The sequence below is a fragment of the Rhodococcus sovatensis genome, assembly GCF_037327425.1.
Taxonomy (GTDB): Bacteria; Actinomycetota; Actinomycetes; order Mycobacteriales; family Mycobacteriaceae; genus Rhodococcoides; species Rhodococcoides sovatense.
Window position 1 is genome coordinate 2163455 of the sequence record NZ_CP147846.1, and the last position, 16157, is coordinate 2179611.

Below are 16157 nucleotides of genomic sequence, written 5' to 3' on the forward strand. Positions count from 1 at the left end.
CCTGACGAACCGCCTACCCTGCCCGCGGTAGGCGGTTCCGTCGCGCCATCCCCCTGCGCTGTCGGTGCATTGCCTCATACTTCTTTGGACGCGGCCGGCAACCGTCCGGTTCCATTCAACGCAGAGGATCGGACTAACCGCTGTTCCTCAGCGCCGTCGCGAGGCCGTTCATCGTGAGCAGAATTCCACGCTTGACGCGCTCGTCGTCGTCGCCAGCTCGGTAGCGCCGCAGCATCTCGACCTGCATCTGATTGAGCGGTTCGAGGTACGGGAACCGGTTGTGGACCGATCGTTCGAGCGAGGAATTGTCCTCGAGCAACCGGGAGTACCCGGTAATCTTCAGGTACATGTCGATGGTCTTGGCGTGTTCGGCTTCGATCATTCCGAAGATTCGCCGGCGCAACTCCTCGTCCGGAACGAGCTCGGCGTACCGAGCAGCGATCCCGAGATCCGACTTCGCCATCACCTGCGCAAGATTGGACAGCACAGTCTGGAAGAACGGCCACTTCCGGTACAGGTCGGTCAACACGGCAAGCTTGGCGTCGTCGCCGTCGACCCACTCCGCGAACGCCGATCCGGTGCCGTACCAGCCCGGCAGCATCACGCGGCACTGACTCCACGACATCACCCACGGAATTGCGCGGAGGTCGTACACCGAATTCGTCGGCTTACGCGAGGCGGGCCTGCTTCCGATATTCAACTCCCCCACCTCGGCGACGGGGGTGGACGTGCGGAAATACTCGACGAAACCAGGCTCCTCGTGAACCAGACGGCCGTATGCCGCACGTGCTTTGGCCGCCAGGTCGTCGAGGACCTCGTAGGCGGGTTCGGCTCCGTCGCCGAGACCTTCGACGTCCAGCAGTGTCGACTCCAGCGTGCCCGCGACGAGCGATTCCAGGTTTCGACGAGCCATGGACGGCTCGGCGTACTTGGCGGCAATGATCTCGCCCTGCTCGGTGAGCCGAAGCGAACCCTGCACGACGCCAGGAGGCTGCGCAAGGATGGCGTCGTAACTCGGTCCACCGCCGCGACCGACCGTACCGCCGCGACCATGGAAGAGCCGCAACCTGATTCCGGTCTTGCGAGAAGCCTCCAGCAAGTCGAGCTCGGCACGATAGAGCGCCCAGTTCGCCGCGAGGTAGCCACCGTCCTTGTTGGAGTCGGAGTATCCGAGCATGACTTCCTGGTTCATGCCGCGGCCTGCAACCAAGGCACGGTAGACGGGAACATCGAGCGTAGCTACGAGAGTGGCAGCACCTTGCTGTAGATCTTCGATGGTTTCGAACAGCGGGACGACACCGACCGTCGACGTGGGTGCCGTGCCATCGACGCCGGGATCGAAAATTCCCGCTTCTTTGAGAAGCAGCGCGGCCTCGAGCATGTCGCTGACCGACTGGCACATGCTGATGATGTAGTTCTGAATCGTGTCGGGACCCAGGTGGTCGATCGCTTCCTTCGCCGCGCGCACGATGCCCAGTTCCTTGGCAGCGAGTTCGCTCAGCTCTGCGGTCGGGCCGACGAGCGGTCGACGCGTCGTGAGTTCACGCGAGAGGACAGCGACACGCTCGTCTTCGGCCAACGACACATAATCTGGATGCACGCCCGCCCACGCCAACAGCTCGGCGACCACTTCCTCGTGGGTTTCCGAGTTCTGTCGCATGTCCAAGGCCTGCAGGTGAAATCCGAACGTCTCCACCGATTGGCGAAGCGACAGCAGCCTGTCGTCTGCGATCAGAGCATCACCGTCGGCACGCAAGGCCCGGTCGATCGTGTCGAGATCATCGAGTACGTCCTGGGGCGCGGTGTAGGGAGTCGAGCCCAGATCGAGTCCTGCGACGGGCACCGAATCGAGGACCTTCAGGGCCGTCGCGGTGAGCCTGGCACGGATACCACGCACGGCCACTCGATACGGCTCATCGTTGCGCCGATCGTCTGGATCTCCGGATTCTGCTGCGAGAGTGGCCAATTCGTCAGTGACCGATACCAGACGAACAGACATCGACAGTTCCTTCTCCAGCGCTACCAATTCATCGAGATAGCGCGAGAAGGCGGCGAAGCCTGCTTGATGGGTTGCAGTGTGTACAACGTCAGCGGTGACGTTGGGGTTTCCGTCGCGGTCACCACCGATCCACGAACCGGGCCGCAGGATCGGCCGCGGAAGGAGATCGTCCTCCGGCCATCGCTGCCTCAGCGCCTCCCTGACGTCGGCGTTGAGTGCAGGAATGACATCGAACAGCGAGGTCTCGAAATAGCGGAGGCCGACCTCGATCTCGTCCTGAATACGGAGGCGCGAGAGCCTGATCAACGCGGTCTCCCACAACGTCAACACTTGACGGCGAATCGACGCATCGATGACGGCAAGCTCTTTCGCGGCCCGAGGACCACCCGCCGAGTGCGCTGAGGTCGCAACCTCGCGCCTGCGCATGAGTTCGGTGATCTTGGACTGCACATCGAACACCGTGCGACGGCGAGTTTCGGTCGGGTGTGCTGTGATCACCGGCGCGACAAGCGAATCGGTCAGCGCTTCGGCGACCTGCGTCCTGGTCAGATTCGCGGCATCGAGCTTGTTCCACGTGGCGTCGAGACTGCTGTCCTGCGGCGGATCCCCGCGGTCGAGGTGGATGGCGCGTCGACGCTCACGGTGCAGATCCTCGGCAAGATTTGCGAGGAGGGAAAAATGGCTGAAGGCCCGAATCAGCGGGATTGCCCGGGCTACTTCGACATCGGAGTAGATGCCGAGGGAATCGTCACGTCCGACTTCGGAACGACGAACCGCGAACGATTCGACACGAGCACGCTCGACCAGTTCGAAGACTTCGTCGCCCTCGTGTTCGCGAATGATCTCGCCGAGAATTCCGCCGAGATAGCGGATGTCTTCCCGGAGCGGTTCGGTCAACTCGCGGCCGTGTGCCGTTGGGGTGACGAACGCCGGAGATCCGGCCGACTCGAAAGGGGTTTCGCTCATGAATCGATTATCGTGCACGTGAACCCCGGACGCAGTCCGAGGGAGGTCAGGAGAACTTGATCTCGAGACCGATTCCGAGAATCGCAATGAGCCAGACGATGCCTGTGAAGATGGTCAACCGATCGAGGTTCTTCTCGACGACGGTAGAACTCGACAGCGACGACTGAACACCACCACCGAACAGACTGGACAGGCCGCCGCCCTTACCCCGGTGCAGCAGCACCAGCAGGATGAGCGCCAGGCTGGTGACTACCAGCAAAATATCCAGGAACAGATCCATATCCGCCTCACATCGATTCAGCTCACAACCCATGACAGCCTACCTGCCGCGCGCACGCTGCTGTGCCACGCCCCTCACGGGCACGTGACACGGCAGCGTCGAGCTACTTCCGGCCTATATTGCTGATCAGGGCAGAGGCCCACCGGCGGCGATAGCCGACAGCGTCGAGAACTCGTCCGCCTTGAGCGAGGCGCCACCGACAAGTGCGCCGTCTACGTCCGGCTGGCCGACGATCTCGCCGACGTTCTTGGCGTTGACCGAGCCGCCGTAGAGAATACGAACACCCGCAGCGACATCAGCGGAGGCAAGGGTCTTCAATTCTTCACGAATCGCCGAGCACACTTCCTGTGCGTCCGACGCGCTGGCAACCCGCCCAGTGCCGATAGCCCAGACGGGTTCGTACGCGATGACGACCTTCGAGATGTCGTCGGCGGACAACCCTGCCAGCGACCCGCGGAGCTGCGCCACGTTGTAGGACACATGCTCACCGGCCTCGCGGATGTTGAGGCCCTCACCGATGCACACGATGGGGGTCAAGCCGTGCTTGAGCGCGGCCTTCGTCTTGGCCAGTACTGCAGCGTCGTCCTCGCTGTGCAATGTACGACGCTCGGAATGTCCGACCACGGCGAAGGTGCAGCCGAGCTTGGCCAGCATCGCGCCGCTGATCTCGCCGGTGTACGCGCCCGAATCGTGGGCCGACACGTCCTGCGCACCGAAGGTGAGCAGAAGCTTGTCGCCCTCGATCAGCGTCTGCACGCTACGGATATCGGTGAACGGCGGGATGACCGTCACGTCAACCTTGTCGAAGTACTTCGCCGGCAGCGAGAAAGCGATCTTCTGCACCAGCGAGATTGCCTCGAGGTGATTCAGATTCATCTTCCAGTTGCCTGCGATGAGCGGCTTACGTGCCATGGTCGATCAGCCTTCCAATGCAGCGAGACCGGGAAGCTGCTTGCCCTCGAGGTACTCGAGCGACGCGCCTCCCCCGGTCGAGATGTGCGAGAAACCGTCGTCCGGCAGTCCGAGCGCCCGAACGGCTGCGGCTGAATCGCCACCACCGACGACACTGAATGCGCCCTTCGCCGTTGCACCGACGATCGACTCTGCGATGCCTTTGGTTCCAGCTGCGAACTTCTCGAACTCGAACACGCCCGCAGGGCCATTCCAGAAGATCGTCTTGGCGTTGGACAACACAACACTGAATCGGCGGACCGATTCGGGTCCGATGTCCAGACCCATCCAACCGTCTTCGATCGCCGACGCTTCGACCGTCTTCGCTTCTGCGTCCGCGGCGAACTTGTCACCGACGACGATGTCCACCGGCAGGTGGATGACGTCGCCGAAGCGCTCCAGCAAGTCTTTGCAGACGTCGATCTGATCCTCCTGCAGCAGCGAGGAACCCACCGAATAGCCCTGCGCTGCAAGGAATGTGAAGGCCATGCCCCCGCCGATGACGAGGGTGTCGACCTTCGGAGCCAGCGCCTCGATGACACCGAGCTTGTCCGACACCTTCGAACCGCCGAGAACCACCGCATACGGGCGGGCCGGATCCTCGGTGAGCTTGGCGAGCACGTCGACCTCGGTGGCCACCAGGCCACCCGCGTACGACGGCAGCAACTGCGCTACGTCGTACACCGACGCCTGCTTGCGATGCACGACGCCGAAGCCGTCGGACACGAATGCGCCCTCACCGTCGGTCAGTGCGACCAACTCGGCTGCCAGCTTCGCTCGTTCAGTTTCGTCCTTGCTGGTTTCGCGAGGATCGAATCGAATGTTCTCGAGCAGCAACACGTCGCCGTCGGTGAGACCTTCGGCGCGAGCCTGGGCATCCTGACCGACGACGTCGCCCGCCAACTGGACATGGCGTCCGAGTAGCTCGGCAAGCTTCGATGCCACCGGAGCCAACGAGTACTTCGCATCCGGCTTGCCGTCCGGCCGGCCGAGGTGCGCGGTGACGATCAGCTTGGCGCCGGCGTCGAGCAACGCGTTCAACGTGGGGAGCGACGCGACGATCCGACCGGGATCGGTGATGACACCGTTCTCGATCGGGACGTTGAAGTCCGAGCGCACGAGCACCGCGCGACCGGACACGCCCGCGTCGATCAAGTCCTGCAAAGTCTTGACTGCCATGTGATCAGAGAGACTTTCCGACGAGTCCGATGAGGTCTGCGAGGCGGTTGGAGTAGCCCCACTCGTTGTCGTACCAGGACACGATCTTGACCTGGTCGTCGATGACCTTGGTCAGGCCTGCATCGAAGATCGACGAATGCGGATCGGTGACGATGTCCGAGGACACGATCGGATCCTCGGTGTACTTCAGAATGCCCTTCAGCGGGCCTTCGGCAGCGGCCTTCATCGCAGCGTTGATCTCTTCGACCGAAGCGGACTTCTTCAGGTTCGCCGTGAGGTCGGTGACCGAACCCGTCGGGATCGGAACCCGAAGTGCGTATCCGTCGAGCTTGCCGAGCAGCTGCGGGAGAACCAGGCCGATCGCTTTGGCTGCACCCGTTCCGGTCGGCACGACGTTGAGGGCAGCTGCACGCGCACGACGGAGGTCGCTGTGCGGGCCGTCCTGCAGGTTCTGGTCCTGCGTGTATGCGTGGATCGTCGTCATCAGGCCCTTGACGATGCCGAACTCGTCGTCGAGCACCTTGGCGATGGGGCCGAGGCAGTTGGTGGTACACGAGGCGTTGGAGATGATGTTCTGGCTGCCGTCGTACTTGTCGTCGTTGACGCCCATGACAATCGTGATGTCCTCACCCTTGGCCGGAGCCGAGATGATGACCTTCTTGGCGCCGGCGTCGAGGTGCCCCTTGGCCTTTGCCGCATCGGTGAAGATACCGGTGGACTCGACGACGACATCGACGCCCAGCTCGCCCCACGGAAGCTCGTTCAACGGTCCGCGGTGCGCCAGGGCCTTGATGCGCTGATCGCCGACGACGATGGTGTCGTCACCGTCGAGCGAGACCTCGTACGGCAAACGGCCGAGGATGGAGTCGTACTTCAGCAGGTGAGCGAGCGTCGCATTGTCGGTCAGGTCGTTGACAGCCACGATCTCGATGTCGGTGGTGCCCAGTGCTTTCTGCGCATCGACCGCTCTGAAGAAGTTGCGTCCGATGCGGCCGAAGCCGTTCACGCCTACCCGGATCGTCACTGTTCGCTCCTAAGTTGTTGAACCAATTTTCGTGTTCTGCACGTAGGTACATCCCCACATGCGGTTTCCACCCTAGTGGTCGAGCTGCGGTTGCGCGCGCATCACCCGCAACCTGTGGTTCAAGCCTCGTCGAGCAACTCAGCGGTGACTGCGGACTCGGTGTCCGGAATACCCGTGTCCTTCGCTTTCCGATCCGCCATCGACAACAGCCGCCGGATTCGTCCGGCGACGGCATCCTTCGTCATGGGTGGATCCGCGAGTTGCCCGAGCTCTTCCAAAGACGCCTGCCGGTGCTGGACCCGAAGCGAACCGGCAGCGGCAAGATGATCGGGTACGTCTTCCCCGAGTATCAGCAGCGCCCGTTCGACCCTCGCCGCTGCTGCGACTGCTGCGCGAGCCGATCGCCGCAGATTGGCGTCGTCGAAGTTGGCGAGCCGGTTCGCGGTCGCTCGAACTTCTCGTCGCATGCGGCGTTCCTCCCACACCAGCCGGGTGTCCTGCGCGCCCATCCGTGTCAGCAGTGCGCCGATTGCCTCACCGTCGCGCACCACGACTCGATCTGTTCCCCGCACCTCGCGAGCCTTTGCCGCAACCCCGAGCCTGCGAGCCGCTCCGACGAGCGCCAGGGCGGCCTCCGGACCGGGGCAGCTGATCTCGAGCGCCGAGGACCGGCCGGGCTCGGTGAGCGATCCATGCGCCAGAAAGGCGCCGCGCCACGCCGCTTCGGCGTCGCCGACCGTCCCACCGACCACCTGAGCCGGGAGACCTCGAACCGGTCGTCCACGCATGTCGAGCAGCCCTGTTTGCCGCGCGAGAGCCTCGCCGTCCTTGGCAACACGTACCACGTACCGAGAACTCTTGCGCAGTCCGCCGGCACTGAGAACATGCACGTCGGAGGAGTACCCGTACAGGTCGAATATCTCCCGGCGTAGACGTCGAGCGATCGAACCGAGGTCGACCTCTGCCTCCACCACGACTCGTCCGGCAACGATGTGAAGCCCACCGGCGAACCGCAGAAGAGCCGAAACTTCGGCTCGTCTACAACTCACCTGAGTGATCGCGAGCCTGCTCAGCTCGTCCTTCACCTCCGCTGTCATGGCCACGAAGTGATCCCCTCTCTGCGCGGCACACTCGACGCGGCATCTCCCTGTGAAGAGACGATGCTACCGAGGGCCGCAGCCAACTTTCCGAAATGATGAGCGTGAGTACCCGATTCGGCGACGTCGACGTACACGACCTCGGCGCCCAAGCGTGCCGCCGCGCGCGCGAGATGTTCGCGCTCGCCGCCGGGAGGCACGAACGCCGAGTCGACCACCACATGGTCGACGCCGAATTCGGGTGCGTGTTGGGACAGTACGTGCAGATGTCGTTCCGCGGAGAATCCAGTGGTCTCGCCGAGCTCCGGAGCGAGATTGAGGACCAGTACCTTCTGCGCCGAGGACCGATCGAGCGCGGTGAGCAGCTCCGGTACGAGAACGTGGGGAATCACACTTGAGAACCACGACCCAGGTCCGAGTACCACGAGATCGGCGGCCGCGATTGCCGCCACCGCCTCCGGGGTCGCAGGTGGATCCGACGGCAGCAGTCGAACGCGTCGGACCTTTCCAGGGGTCGTCGCTACCGCGACCTGACCGCGGATGACTCGGCTGACTCGCGGGTCTTCTTCCAGTCCCGACACATCCGCCTCGATGTCGAGCGGTATGGGCGCCATCGGCACCACTCGCCCGTCGATTCCGAGCAGCCGCGCTGCCTCGTCCAGCGCCAGCACCGTGTCCCCGAGCACTTCGGTGAGCCCTGCGAGGATCAAGTTGCCGACGGAATGGCCCGCCAATGCGCCCGACCCGCCGAACCGGTGTTGCATCACGTCGGCCCACATCCGAGTCCGCGGTTCCTCCGACGACAACGCCGCCAATGCCATTCGGAGGTCGCCCGGTGGGAGCATTCCGAGCTCGGTTCGGAGGCGTCCCGACGATCCGCCGTCGTCGGCAACGGTGACGACGGCAGTCACGTCCGATGCGAGCATCCGAGCGGCGCTGAGCGTCGCGTACAGACCGTGGCCGCCACCCAGTGCGACAACCTTCATTCCGGAGCGTGTCGATCCAGTCATTCGCGGCCCACATCTCGGTGCAAGACGCGCACGGACAGATCGTCGTGCCGATCGAGCATGGCTGCCAGCGCTTCGGTCATGGCCACACTCCGGTGCTTGCCACCGGTACATCCAACCGACACGGTCATGTAACTCTTGCCCTCTCTGCGGTACCCCTCGACCGTCAGTTGCAGAAGGTGGTGGTAGGTCTCCAGGTAGTCCTGGGCACCGTCCTGACCGAGTACGTAGTCACGAACCGCCGCCTCCCGCCCGGTGTGCTCGCGCAATTCGGGAACCCAGTGAGGGTTCGGCAGAAATCGGACGTCGCAGACGAGATCGGAATCGATCGGCAAGCCGTATTTGAACCCGAACGATTGCACCGTCACACCGATCATGGCAGCGTCCGTTCCGCCGAACGATGCCTCCACCCTGCGCCTGAGCTGATGCACCGACAGAGACGTGGTGTCGATGACAAGATCGGCGGCCGCCTTGACCTGGGCCAGACGTTCCCGCTCCGCCGCTATGCCCTCGGTCAAGGTTCCGTCCTGGCCGTCGTTCTGCAACGGATGGCTTCGACGATTGGACTCGAACCGCTGAATCAGAACGGCATCGGTCGCGTCGAGAAACAGAACCCGATTGCGCACGCCCTTCGTGTCCAGCTCGCGCACTACCCAACCGAGATCACCGGTGAACAGCCGACTGCGCACGTCCATGACCAGCGCGAGCCGCTCGATTCGCGGCTCGGACTCCAGCCCCAGATCGATCATCTTGGAAATGAGTTCGGGAGGTAGGTTGTCTGCGACGTACCAGCCCAGATCCTCCAGAACCTTGGCTGCCGTACGGAGTCCGGCGCCCGACAGTCCCGTAACCAGGGCGACCTCGATATTGTCCGATTCGCTCACGTGAACGCCTGCCCTGTCGAAGTTGTCTCGGGCCGACCCCGAACCTGCTCGACGTCATCATTGCCCACCTGCGGAAGCGACGTGGCCAAACCTACCTCCTGTCCGGCTTCCGGGTCACCGGCGCCGAGGGCATCGAGAACTGCTTTGGCGGTGGTTTCGCCGATCCCGGGAACCTCGGTGATCTCGGTGATCGTCGCCTGTTTCAAGTTGGCGACAGACCCGAAGTGGGTTACCAACGCGGTACGCCGGGTCTCCCCCAGTCCCCGAACCGAATCGAGAGCCGATGCAGTCATCCGCCGAGAGCGCTTACTGCGATGGAAGGTGATGGCGAATCTGTGCGCCTCGTCGCGCACTCGTTGCAGCAAGTACAGCGATTCACTTGTTCTGGGCAGAATGACTGGATCGGATTCGCCGGGCACCCATACCTCTTCCAAACGCTTCGCGAGCCCGACGACGGCGACATCCGTCACGCCCAGCTCGTCGAGCACCTCGGCAGCAGCGGCCACCTGAGGTGCGCCGCCGTCCACGACGAACAGATTCGGCGGATACGCGAAGCGACGAGGACGGCCGGTCTGCGGGTCCAGCGACGCTTCGGGAGACAGATCGCCACCCGAGTCGGCTTCGCCGGCATCCGAGCTGTGTCGTAGGAATCGGCGACGGGTCACCTCGGCGATACTCGCGACATCGTCGGAGTGACCGTCCCCAGCAGCCTCCTTGATGGCGTAGTGCCGATAATCGCTCTTGCGTGGCAGGCCGTCTTCGAACACCACGAGCGAGGCGACCACATCGGTCCCCTGAACATGCGAAATGTCGATGCACTCGATACGTAGGGGCGCGGAATCGAGATCGAGCGCTTCCTGGATCCCCTGCAGCGCAGCGGACCTGGATGTGAAGTCACCGGCCCTCTTCAATTTGTGTTGCTGCAGAGCCTCTTTGGCGTTGCGCTCGACGGTTTCAGCCAACGCCTTCTTGTCGCCGCGCTGCGGCACCCGCAACTGCACGTTCGATCCGCGAAGCGTGGAAAGCCACAGCTGCACTTCGTCCGCATTGGCCGGCAGCACGGGCACGAGAACTTCCTTCGGCACCGCATTGGAACTGCCGTCCTCATTGCCCGGGGTCTGGGAAGACAGCGCGGCCTCCTGTCCGTAGAACTGGGTCAGGAATTGCTCGACGAGAGCCGGTAGATCCGACTGATCGTCGCGTCGTGTCTCGACGACCTCACCAGCTTTCTCCACAACCCATCCGCGCTGACCTCGCACACGGCCACCGCGGACGTGGAACACCTGGACGGCCGCCTCGAGCGGATCGGTGGCGAACGCAACGAGATCGGCATCGGTGCCGTCACCGAGCACCACGGCTTGCTTCTCGAGTGCTCGCTTCAGTGCACCGACATCGTCGCGCAACCGTGCAGCCGTCTCGAAGTCCAAATTCTCCGACGCGTCCTGCATCTTCTTCTCGAGTTGCCGAACCAGTTTGTCGGTCTTGCCGGACAGGAAGTCGCAGAAGTCCTCGACTATCCGTCGATGTTCGTCGGCGGTCACTCGGTCGATGCACGGCGCCGAGCACTTGTCGATGTATCCGAGAAGGCAGGGCCGACCGATCTGCTTGTGACGCTTGAGAACCCCGGTCGAACAAGTGCGTGCCGGAAAAACCCTCAGCAGCAGATCCAGTGTCTCGCGAATAGCCCACGCGTGCGCGTACGGACCGAAGTACCGCACTCCTTTGCGGCGCGGACCGCGGTACACGAAGAGTCTGGGGTATTCCTCGTTCATCGTGACCGCGAGCATCGGATAGCTCTTGTCGTCCCGGTACCGAACGTTGAACCGGGGGTCGAACTCCTTGATCCAGTTGTACTCGAGTTGTAGTGCCTCGACCTCGGTGGTGACGACCGTCCACTCGACCGATGCCGCGGTGGTGACCATCTGACGGGTACGAGGATGGAGCGAGGCGATGTCGGCAAAATACGAATTGAGGCGGCTTCGCAGGCTTTTGGCCTTGCCGACGTAGATCACGCGTCCATGGGGATCACGAAATTTGTACACGCCGGGTTCGACCGGGATGGTTCCGGTCGCCGGGCGATATGTAGCTGGATCGGACACGAAACCCAGGCTAGTCGTTGGGTCCGACGGAGTACTTGGCCTCCAACGACCTGAAGGTGCGAACGGCAGCAACGGCATGGTCGCGATCGTTCGACTGGATGGCCATCACCGGTATGAACTCGTCGTCGGGGATATCGACTCGCGCCCACATCGCTCCGTCCGGGAAGGACAGCCCACGCACGAGATCCCACTCGATGAGCCGCTCGGAGAAAATGTTTCGTACCGCGACGCCGCTCTTCCCCACACGGACCCGTGGTCGAGTAAGTAGCAGAGCGACTCCGGCGAGCAGGAAGCCGATTCCGGCCATCGCGACTTGGTCCGCAGTCCTGAAGTAGACCCCGGTCGGCGATACACGCAGCAGGATTGCAACCGTCGTGTGCGCCACGACGAGCAGCACTGCGGCGGCGATTGCGTACCTGGCGGACTTCTTCGAACGAACCTCGAGATCCCAGTCGCGGCCGCTCATCGAAAGTCCTGGTTCGTCCACGGTTGGCGCAGATGCTTGAGCGTCAACGCGGTGTCGATCGCCGCAGCCGCCGCTTGTGCTCCCTTGTCCTCCTTCGAACCAGGCAGGCCCGAGCGATCGAGTGCCTGCTGCTCGTCGTCGGTGGTCAGGACACCGTTGGTGACGGGTGTGCTCTCGTCGAGAGACACTCGTGTCAGACCGGCTGTCACGGCGTCACACACGTACTCGAAGTGTGGGGTGCCGCCACGGATGACGACACCGAGCGCGATGACCGCGTCGTGATCACGTGCGAGAGCCTGCGCGACGACGGGTAGCTCGATGGCGCCTGCGACCCGCACCACCGTCACATCGGTGACGCCGGCTTCGGCGACCTTCTTCTGTGCGCCGTCGAGGAGAGCCTCGGATACGGTTCGGTGCCACTGACCGGCGACGATGGCGATCTTGAGGCCTGCGGCTCCGTCGAATTCGAGTCTCGGTTCGCCTTCGCCGCTCACGAGAGCCGTCCGCTTTCGTAGTCGTCGAGACCGACGAGATCGTGCCCCATACGATCTCGCTTCGTGCGCAGATAGGTCAAGTTTTCCGCGTTGGCCCGCAACGGCATCGGGACACGTTCGGTGACGTGCAGTCCGTACCCGTCGAGTCCGACGCGCTTGGCCGGGTTGTTCGTCAGCAGTCGCATCGAGGAAATACCGAGGTCGACGAGTATCTGTGCGCCGATTCCGTAATCCCGGGAATCGGCGGGCAGCCCCAACTGGAGGTTGGCATCGACGGTGTCCGAACCGGCATCCTGCAATTGGTAGGCCTGCAACTTGTGCAGCAATCCGATTCCGCGTCCCTCGTGTCCACGCATGTACAACACGACGCCGCGTCCCTCCTGCGCGATCATGTCGAGGGCCGCATCCAGCTGAGGTCCGCAGTCGCAGCGGAGCGAACCGAACACATCGCCGGTGAGGCATTCGGAGTGAACTCGTACGAGGACGTCACTACCGTCGCCGTCGGGACCCGCGATGTCGCCGCGTACCAGTGCTACGTGCTCGACCTCGTCGTAGACGCTCTGGTATCCGACGGCTCGGAAGGTGCCATGTGCGGTCGGGATTCGAGCGTCGGCGATACGCACGACGTGCTTCTCGTGTTTGCGACGCCATGCGATGAGATCGGCAATGGAGATCAGCGCCAGGTCGTGATCGTCGGCGAACACCCGAAGCTCGTCCGTCTGTGCCATCGCGCCTTCGTCTTTTTGGCTGACGATCTCGCAGATGACCCCCGCCGGACGTAGATCTGCCATGCGCGCGAGATCGACGGCTGCCTCGGTATGGCCGGGTCGGCGAAGCACTCCGCCCTCCTTGGCCCGCAGTGGAACGACGTGGCCCGGCCGGGTGAAGTCGTTCGCGCCCGTGTTCGCATCGGCGAGAAGCCGCATCGTCGCGGCACGGTCCGACGCCGAGATTCCGGTACCGATTCCTTCTCGTGCGTCGACGGTGACGGTGTACGCCGTGCCGTGCTTGTCCTGGTTGGTGGCAAACATCGGCGGCAGACCGAGGCGATCGCAATCTTCGCCCGACAGCGGTACACAGAGGTAACCGGAGGTGTAGCGCACCATGAACGCCACGAGCTCGGGTGTTGCCTTCTCTGCTGCGAAAATCAGATCGCCTTCGTTTTCGCGATCTTCGTCGTCGACTACCACCACCGCTTTACCTGCGGCTATGTCGGCGACCGCACGCTCGATACTGTCGAACCTAGTCACGTCCTACGCTCCATACGTCTTGTTCTGGACCCGGAATATGCGGTGCAGATACATCTTCACAGTACTTTCCGGCACACCTAGTCTGCGGCGAGGGTCTGCAGTCGCTCGACATACTTGGCGATAACGTCGACCTCGAGATTGACCGGGGTTCCGACGTCGGAACGGCCCAATGTGGTCAGGTCGAGTGTGGTGGGAATCAACGAGATCTCGAACCAGTGTTCGGCGTTGTCGTCCTGACCGAGGCCCGACACCGTCAACGACACTCCGTCGACTGTGATCGATCCCTTTTCCACGACGTACCGGGCGACCGACGTCGGCATCGCGACCCTCACGACAGTCCAGTTCGCGGAGGGCGCGAGGCTCACGACGGTGCCCGTTCCGTCGACGTGACCTTGCACGAGATGACCACCGAGCCTGCTGCCGAGGGATGCCGCGCGTTCGAGGTTGACCCGGCTGCCGACCTCCAGACGTTGCAAGCTCGACCGATTCAGCGTCTCCTGCATGACATCAGCGGTGAACGCGCCGTCGGCCAGGACATCGACGACCGTGAGGCAGACGCCGTTGACTGCGATGGAATCCCCATGACCGGCATCCGAGGTCACAATCGGGCCCTTGACGGTGAAACGTGCCGCGTCGGTGAGGTCTTCTTTGCCGACGATCTCGCCGAGTTCTTCGACTATTCCGGTGAACACTGTTGTTCTCACTTCTCTTCGGCGAGCCGGTCTGGCTCGCGGACTGCACCTTCTCGGATGGGAACCGCGCTGACGACGACGTCCGACCCGAGTACGGCAACGCTCTCGATCGAGAACCTCTTGGCGTCGGAGATTGTTCCGACTCCCGCATTCTCCACCGCTGCGGACCCGGCGCCCAGGACGACCGGGGCGATGTACGCCACGACGCGGTCGACGAGGCCTGCGGCAAGGAACGCACCTGCCAGTCGGGGGCCACCTTCGAGCAGAACGTCGGTGTGCTCGGCCAGCGCATCGATCACGACTTGCGGATCGCGGGTGCGCAGGAACGTCGTGGGGGCATCGGCGTTGCGAATGCGCGCAGACGCAGCAATGTCGCGTTCACCTACGACGACCCGAACTGGCTGATGAGGCGAATTCGACCCGTCGGGAAAGCGCGCAGTCAGCAGCGGATCGTCGGCCTCGACGGTCCCGGTCCCCACGATGATGGCGTCGAGCTTGGCTCGCTGCGCGTGGACATGGGCTCGAGCGTCGGGGCCGGTGATCCATTGACTCGTGCCATCCTGCGCCGCGCTTCGACCGTCGAGGCTGGCGGCGTACTTGAAGGTGATGTGAGGACGGCCGGTTCGCTGCTTGTGCAACCAGGCCCTCAACGGGCCCTGCTCGGCGGCATCGGCCCCCAGCCCCGACTCGACGTCCACTCCTGCGCCTTCGAGCGTCCGGGCGCCGCCTCTGGCCAGGGGATTCGGATCGGACACAGCGTAGACAACCCGGGCGATTCCCGCTTCGACGAGGGCCTGAGAACACGGACCGGTACGGCCGGTGTGGTTGCACGGCTCCAACGTCACTACCGCGGTGCCGCCACGCGCCTTCTCCCCTGCTCTCTGCAACGCAACGATTTCTGCGTGCGCCCCGCCAGGCGGACGGGTGGAACCGACTCCGACGACGACACCGTCGGCATCGAGAACGACTGCGCCGACCGGCGGATTGGGACTCGTTCGGCCTCGTGCCGCTTCGGAGGCTTCGATGGCGATCGCCATCGCGTCGCCTTCACTGACGCGGCCGTCCGTCACCATCAGAGCGACAGGTGCTTGGACGCCCCAGCGGCTTTGGCTCGAAGAGCCCGGACGGCGGCGGCTGGATCCGCAGTGCCGTACACCGCAGAACCCGCGACGAAGCAGTCGATTCCGGCCTCGGCTGCCTGCTCGATGGTGTCGGTGTTGATCCCGCCGTCGATCTCCACGACCAGCGTCAATTCACCGGCGTCGACGAGCTTGCGAACGGCACGCGCCTTGCTCAGCACCTCGGGCATGAACGACTGGCCGCCGAACCCTGGCTCGACACTCATCACGAGCAACGTGTCGAATTCCCGAAGGATCTCGAGATACGGCTCGATCGGGGTTCCCGGCTTGACGCTCAGGCCAGCCCGCGCGCCTGCCGCGCGAATATCCTTCGCGACTGCGATCGGATCGTCGGTCGCTTCCGCGTGGAACGTCACGTTGTACGCACCGGCCTCGGCGTACGGCGGCGCCCACCGCGCCGGGTCCTCGATCATGAGGTGGCAATCGAGCGGGATGTCGGTCGCCTTCAGCAAGCTCTGCACCACGGGAAGCCCGAGCGTCAGATTCGGCACGAAGTGTGCGTCCATGACATCGACGTGAAGCCAGTCCGAGCCGGCTACGGCCTCGGCTTCCTCGCCCAGGCGAGCGAAGTCGGCGGAAAGAATGGACGGTGCGATCATCGGGGCTGCCACGGTTACGAGCCTAGTGCGT

General features: G+C 63.6%; 15 protein-coding genes. All 15 read right to left on the reverse strand.

The genetic code is table 11. The features are described from left to right. Positions 1 to 133: 133 nt before the first annotated feature. The 15 genes from ppc to rpe all read right to left on the reverse strand — a co-directional run bounded on the left by ppc (position 134) and on the right by rpe (position 16138). Complete coding sequence (gene ppc, locus WDS16_RS10015) at positions 134 to 2965, reverse strand: phosphoenolpyruvate carboxylase (RefSeq protein WP_338892426.1); 2832 nt, start codon at positions 2963 to 2965, stop codon at positions 134 to 136. A gap of 46 nt (positions 2966 to 3011) precedes the next feature. Then, positions 3012 to 3245: a preprotein translocase subunit SecG gene (gene secG / locus WDS16_RS10020; RefSeq protein WP_338892428.1), complete on the reverse strand. Its 234-nt coding sequence runs from the start codon at positions 3243 to 3245 to the stop codon at positions 3012 to 3014. A 126-nt stretch (positions 3246 to 3371) separates the two neighbouring features. Continuing rightward, on the reverse strand, positions 3372 to 4157 hold the full coding sequence (tpiA, locus tag WDS16_RS10025) for a triose-phosphate isomerase (protein ID WP_338892430.1): 786 nt from the start codon (positions 4155 to 4157) through the stop codon (positions 3372 to 3374). Positions 4158 to 4163: 6 nt separating this feature from the next. After that, complete coding sequence (locus WDS16_RS10030) at positions 4164 to 5375, reverse strand: phosphoglycerate kinase (RefSeq protein WP_338892431.1); 1212 nt, start codon at positions 5373 to 5375, stop codon at positions 4164 to 4166. A gap of 4 nt (positions 5376 to 5379) precedes the next feature. Beyond that, positions 5380 to 6399, reverse strand: a complete 1020-nt coding sequence (gap, locus tag WDS16_RS10035; RefSeq protein WP_068368482.1) for a type I glyceraldehyde-3-phosphate dehydrogenase — start codon at positions 6397 to 6399, stop codon at positions 5380 to 5382. A 119-nt stretch (positions 6400 to 6518) separates the two neighbouring features. After that, positions 6519 to 7502, reverse strand: a complete 984-nt coding sequence (gene whiA, locus WDS16_RS10040; protein ID WP_338892433.1) for a DNA-binding protein WhiA — start codon at positions 7500 to 7502, stop codon at positions 6519 to 6521. Then, entirely contained in the window at positions 7493 to 8506 is a 1014-nt protein-coding gene (locus WDS16_RS10045) for a uridine diphosphate-N-acetylglucosamine-binding protein YvcK (protein WP_338892435.1), read from the reverse strand. The genes whiA and WDS16_RS10045 overlap by 10 nt, the downstream gene beginning before the upstream one ends. Beyond that, on the reverse strand, positions 8503 to 9387 hold the full coding sequence (gene rapZ, locus WDS16_RS10050) for an RNase adapter RapZ (protein ID WP_338892437.1): 885 nt from the start codon (positions 9385 to 9387) through the stop codon (positions 8503 to 8505). The genes WDS16_RS10045 and rapZ overlap by 4 nt, the downstream gene beginning before the upstream one ends. Further along, a complete protein-coding gene (uvrC, locus tag WDS16_RS10055; protein ID WP_338892439.1) occupies positions 9384 to 11486 on the reverse strand; it encodes an excinuclease ABC subunit UvrC in 2103 nt (700 codons plus the stop codon). The genes rapZ and uvrC overlap by 4 nt, the downstream gene beginning before the upstream one ends. Before the next feature lie 10 nt (positions 11487 to 11496). Next, complete coding sequence (locus tag WDS16_RS10060; RefSeq protein WP_338892441.1) at positions 11497 to 11952, reverse strand: PH domain-containing protein; 456 nt, start codon at positions 11950 to 11952, stop codon at positions 11497 to 11499. Then, a complete protein-coding gene (gene ribH, locus WDS16_RS10065) occupies positions 11949 to 12446 on the reverse strand; it encodes a 6,7-dimethyl-8-ribityllumazine synthase (RefSeq protein WP_338892443.1) in 498 nt (165 codons plus the stop codon). Before ribH ends, WDS16_RS10060 begins: the two co-directional genes overlap by 4 nt. Next, the gene (locus WDS16_RS10070) at positions 12443 to 13696 is read right to left on the reverse strand and encodes a bifunctional 3,4-dihydroxy-2-butanone-4-phosphate synthase/GTP cyclohydrolase II (RefSeq protein WP_338892445.1); all 1254 of its coding nucleotides are present in this window, start codon (positions 13694 to 13696) and stop codon (positions 12443 to 12445) included. Before WDS16_RS10070 ends, ribH begins: the two co-directional genes overlap by 4 nt. A 77-nt stretch (positions 13697 to 13773) precedes the next feature. After that, entirely contained in the window at positions 13774 to 14388 is a 615-nt protein-coding gene (locus WDS16_RS10075; RefSeq protein WP_338893325.1) for a riboflavin synthase, read from the reverse strand. A gap of 8 nt (positions 14389 to 14396) precedes the next feature. Next, positions 14397 to 15461: a bifunctional diaminohydroxyphosphoribosylaminopyrimidine deaminase/5-amino-6-(5-phosphoribosylamino)uracil reductase RibD gene (gene ribD, locus WDS16_RS10080; RefSeq protein WP_338892446.1), complete on the reverse strand. Its 1065-nt coding sequence runs from the start codon at positions 15459 to 15461 to the stop codon at positions 14397 to 14399. Further along, positions 15461 to 16138 carry a ribulose-phosphate 3-epimerase gene (gene rpe, locus WDS16_RS10085; protein ID WP_338892447.1) on the reverse strand — a complete coding sequence of 226 codons (678 nt, stop codon included), beginning with the start codon at positions 16136 to 16138 and terminating at the stop codon, positions 15461 to 15463. The genes ribD and rpe overlap by 1 nt, the downstream gene beginning before the upstream one ends. Between the last annotated feature and the right edge of the window lie 19 nt (positions 16139 to 16157).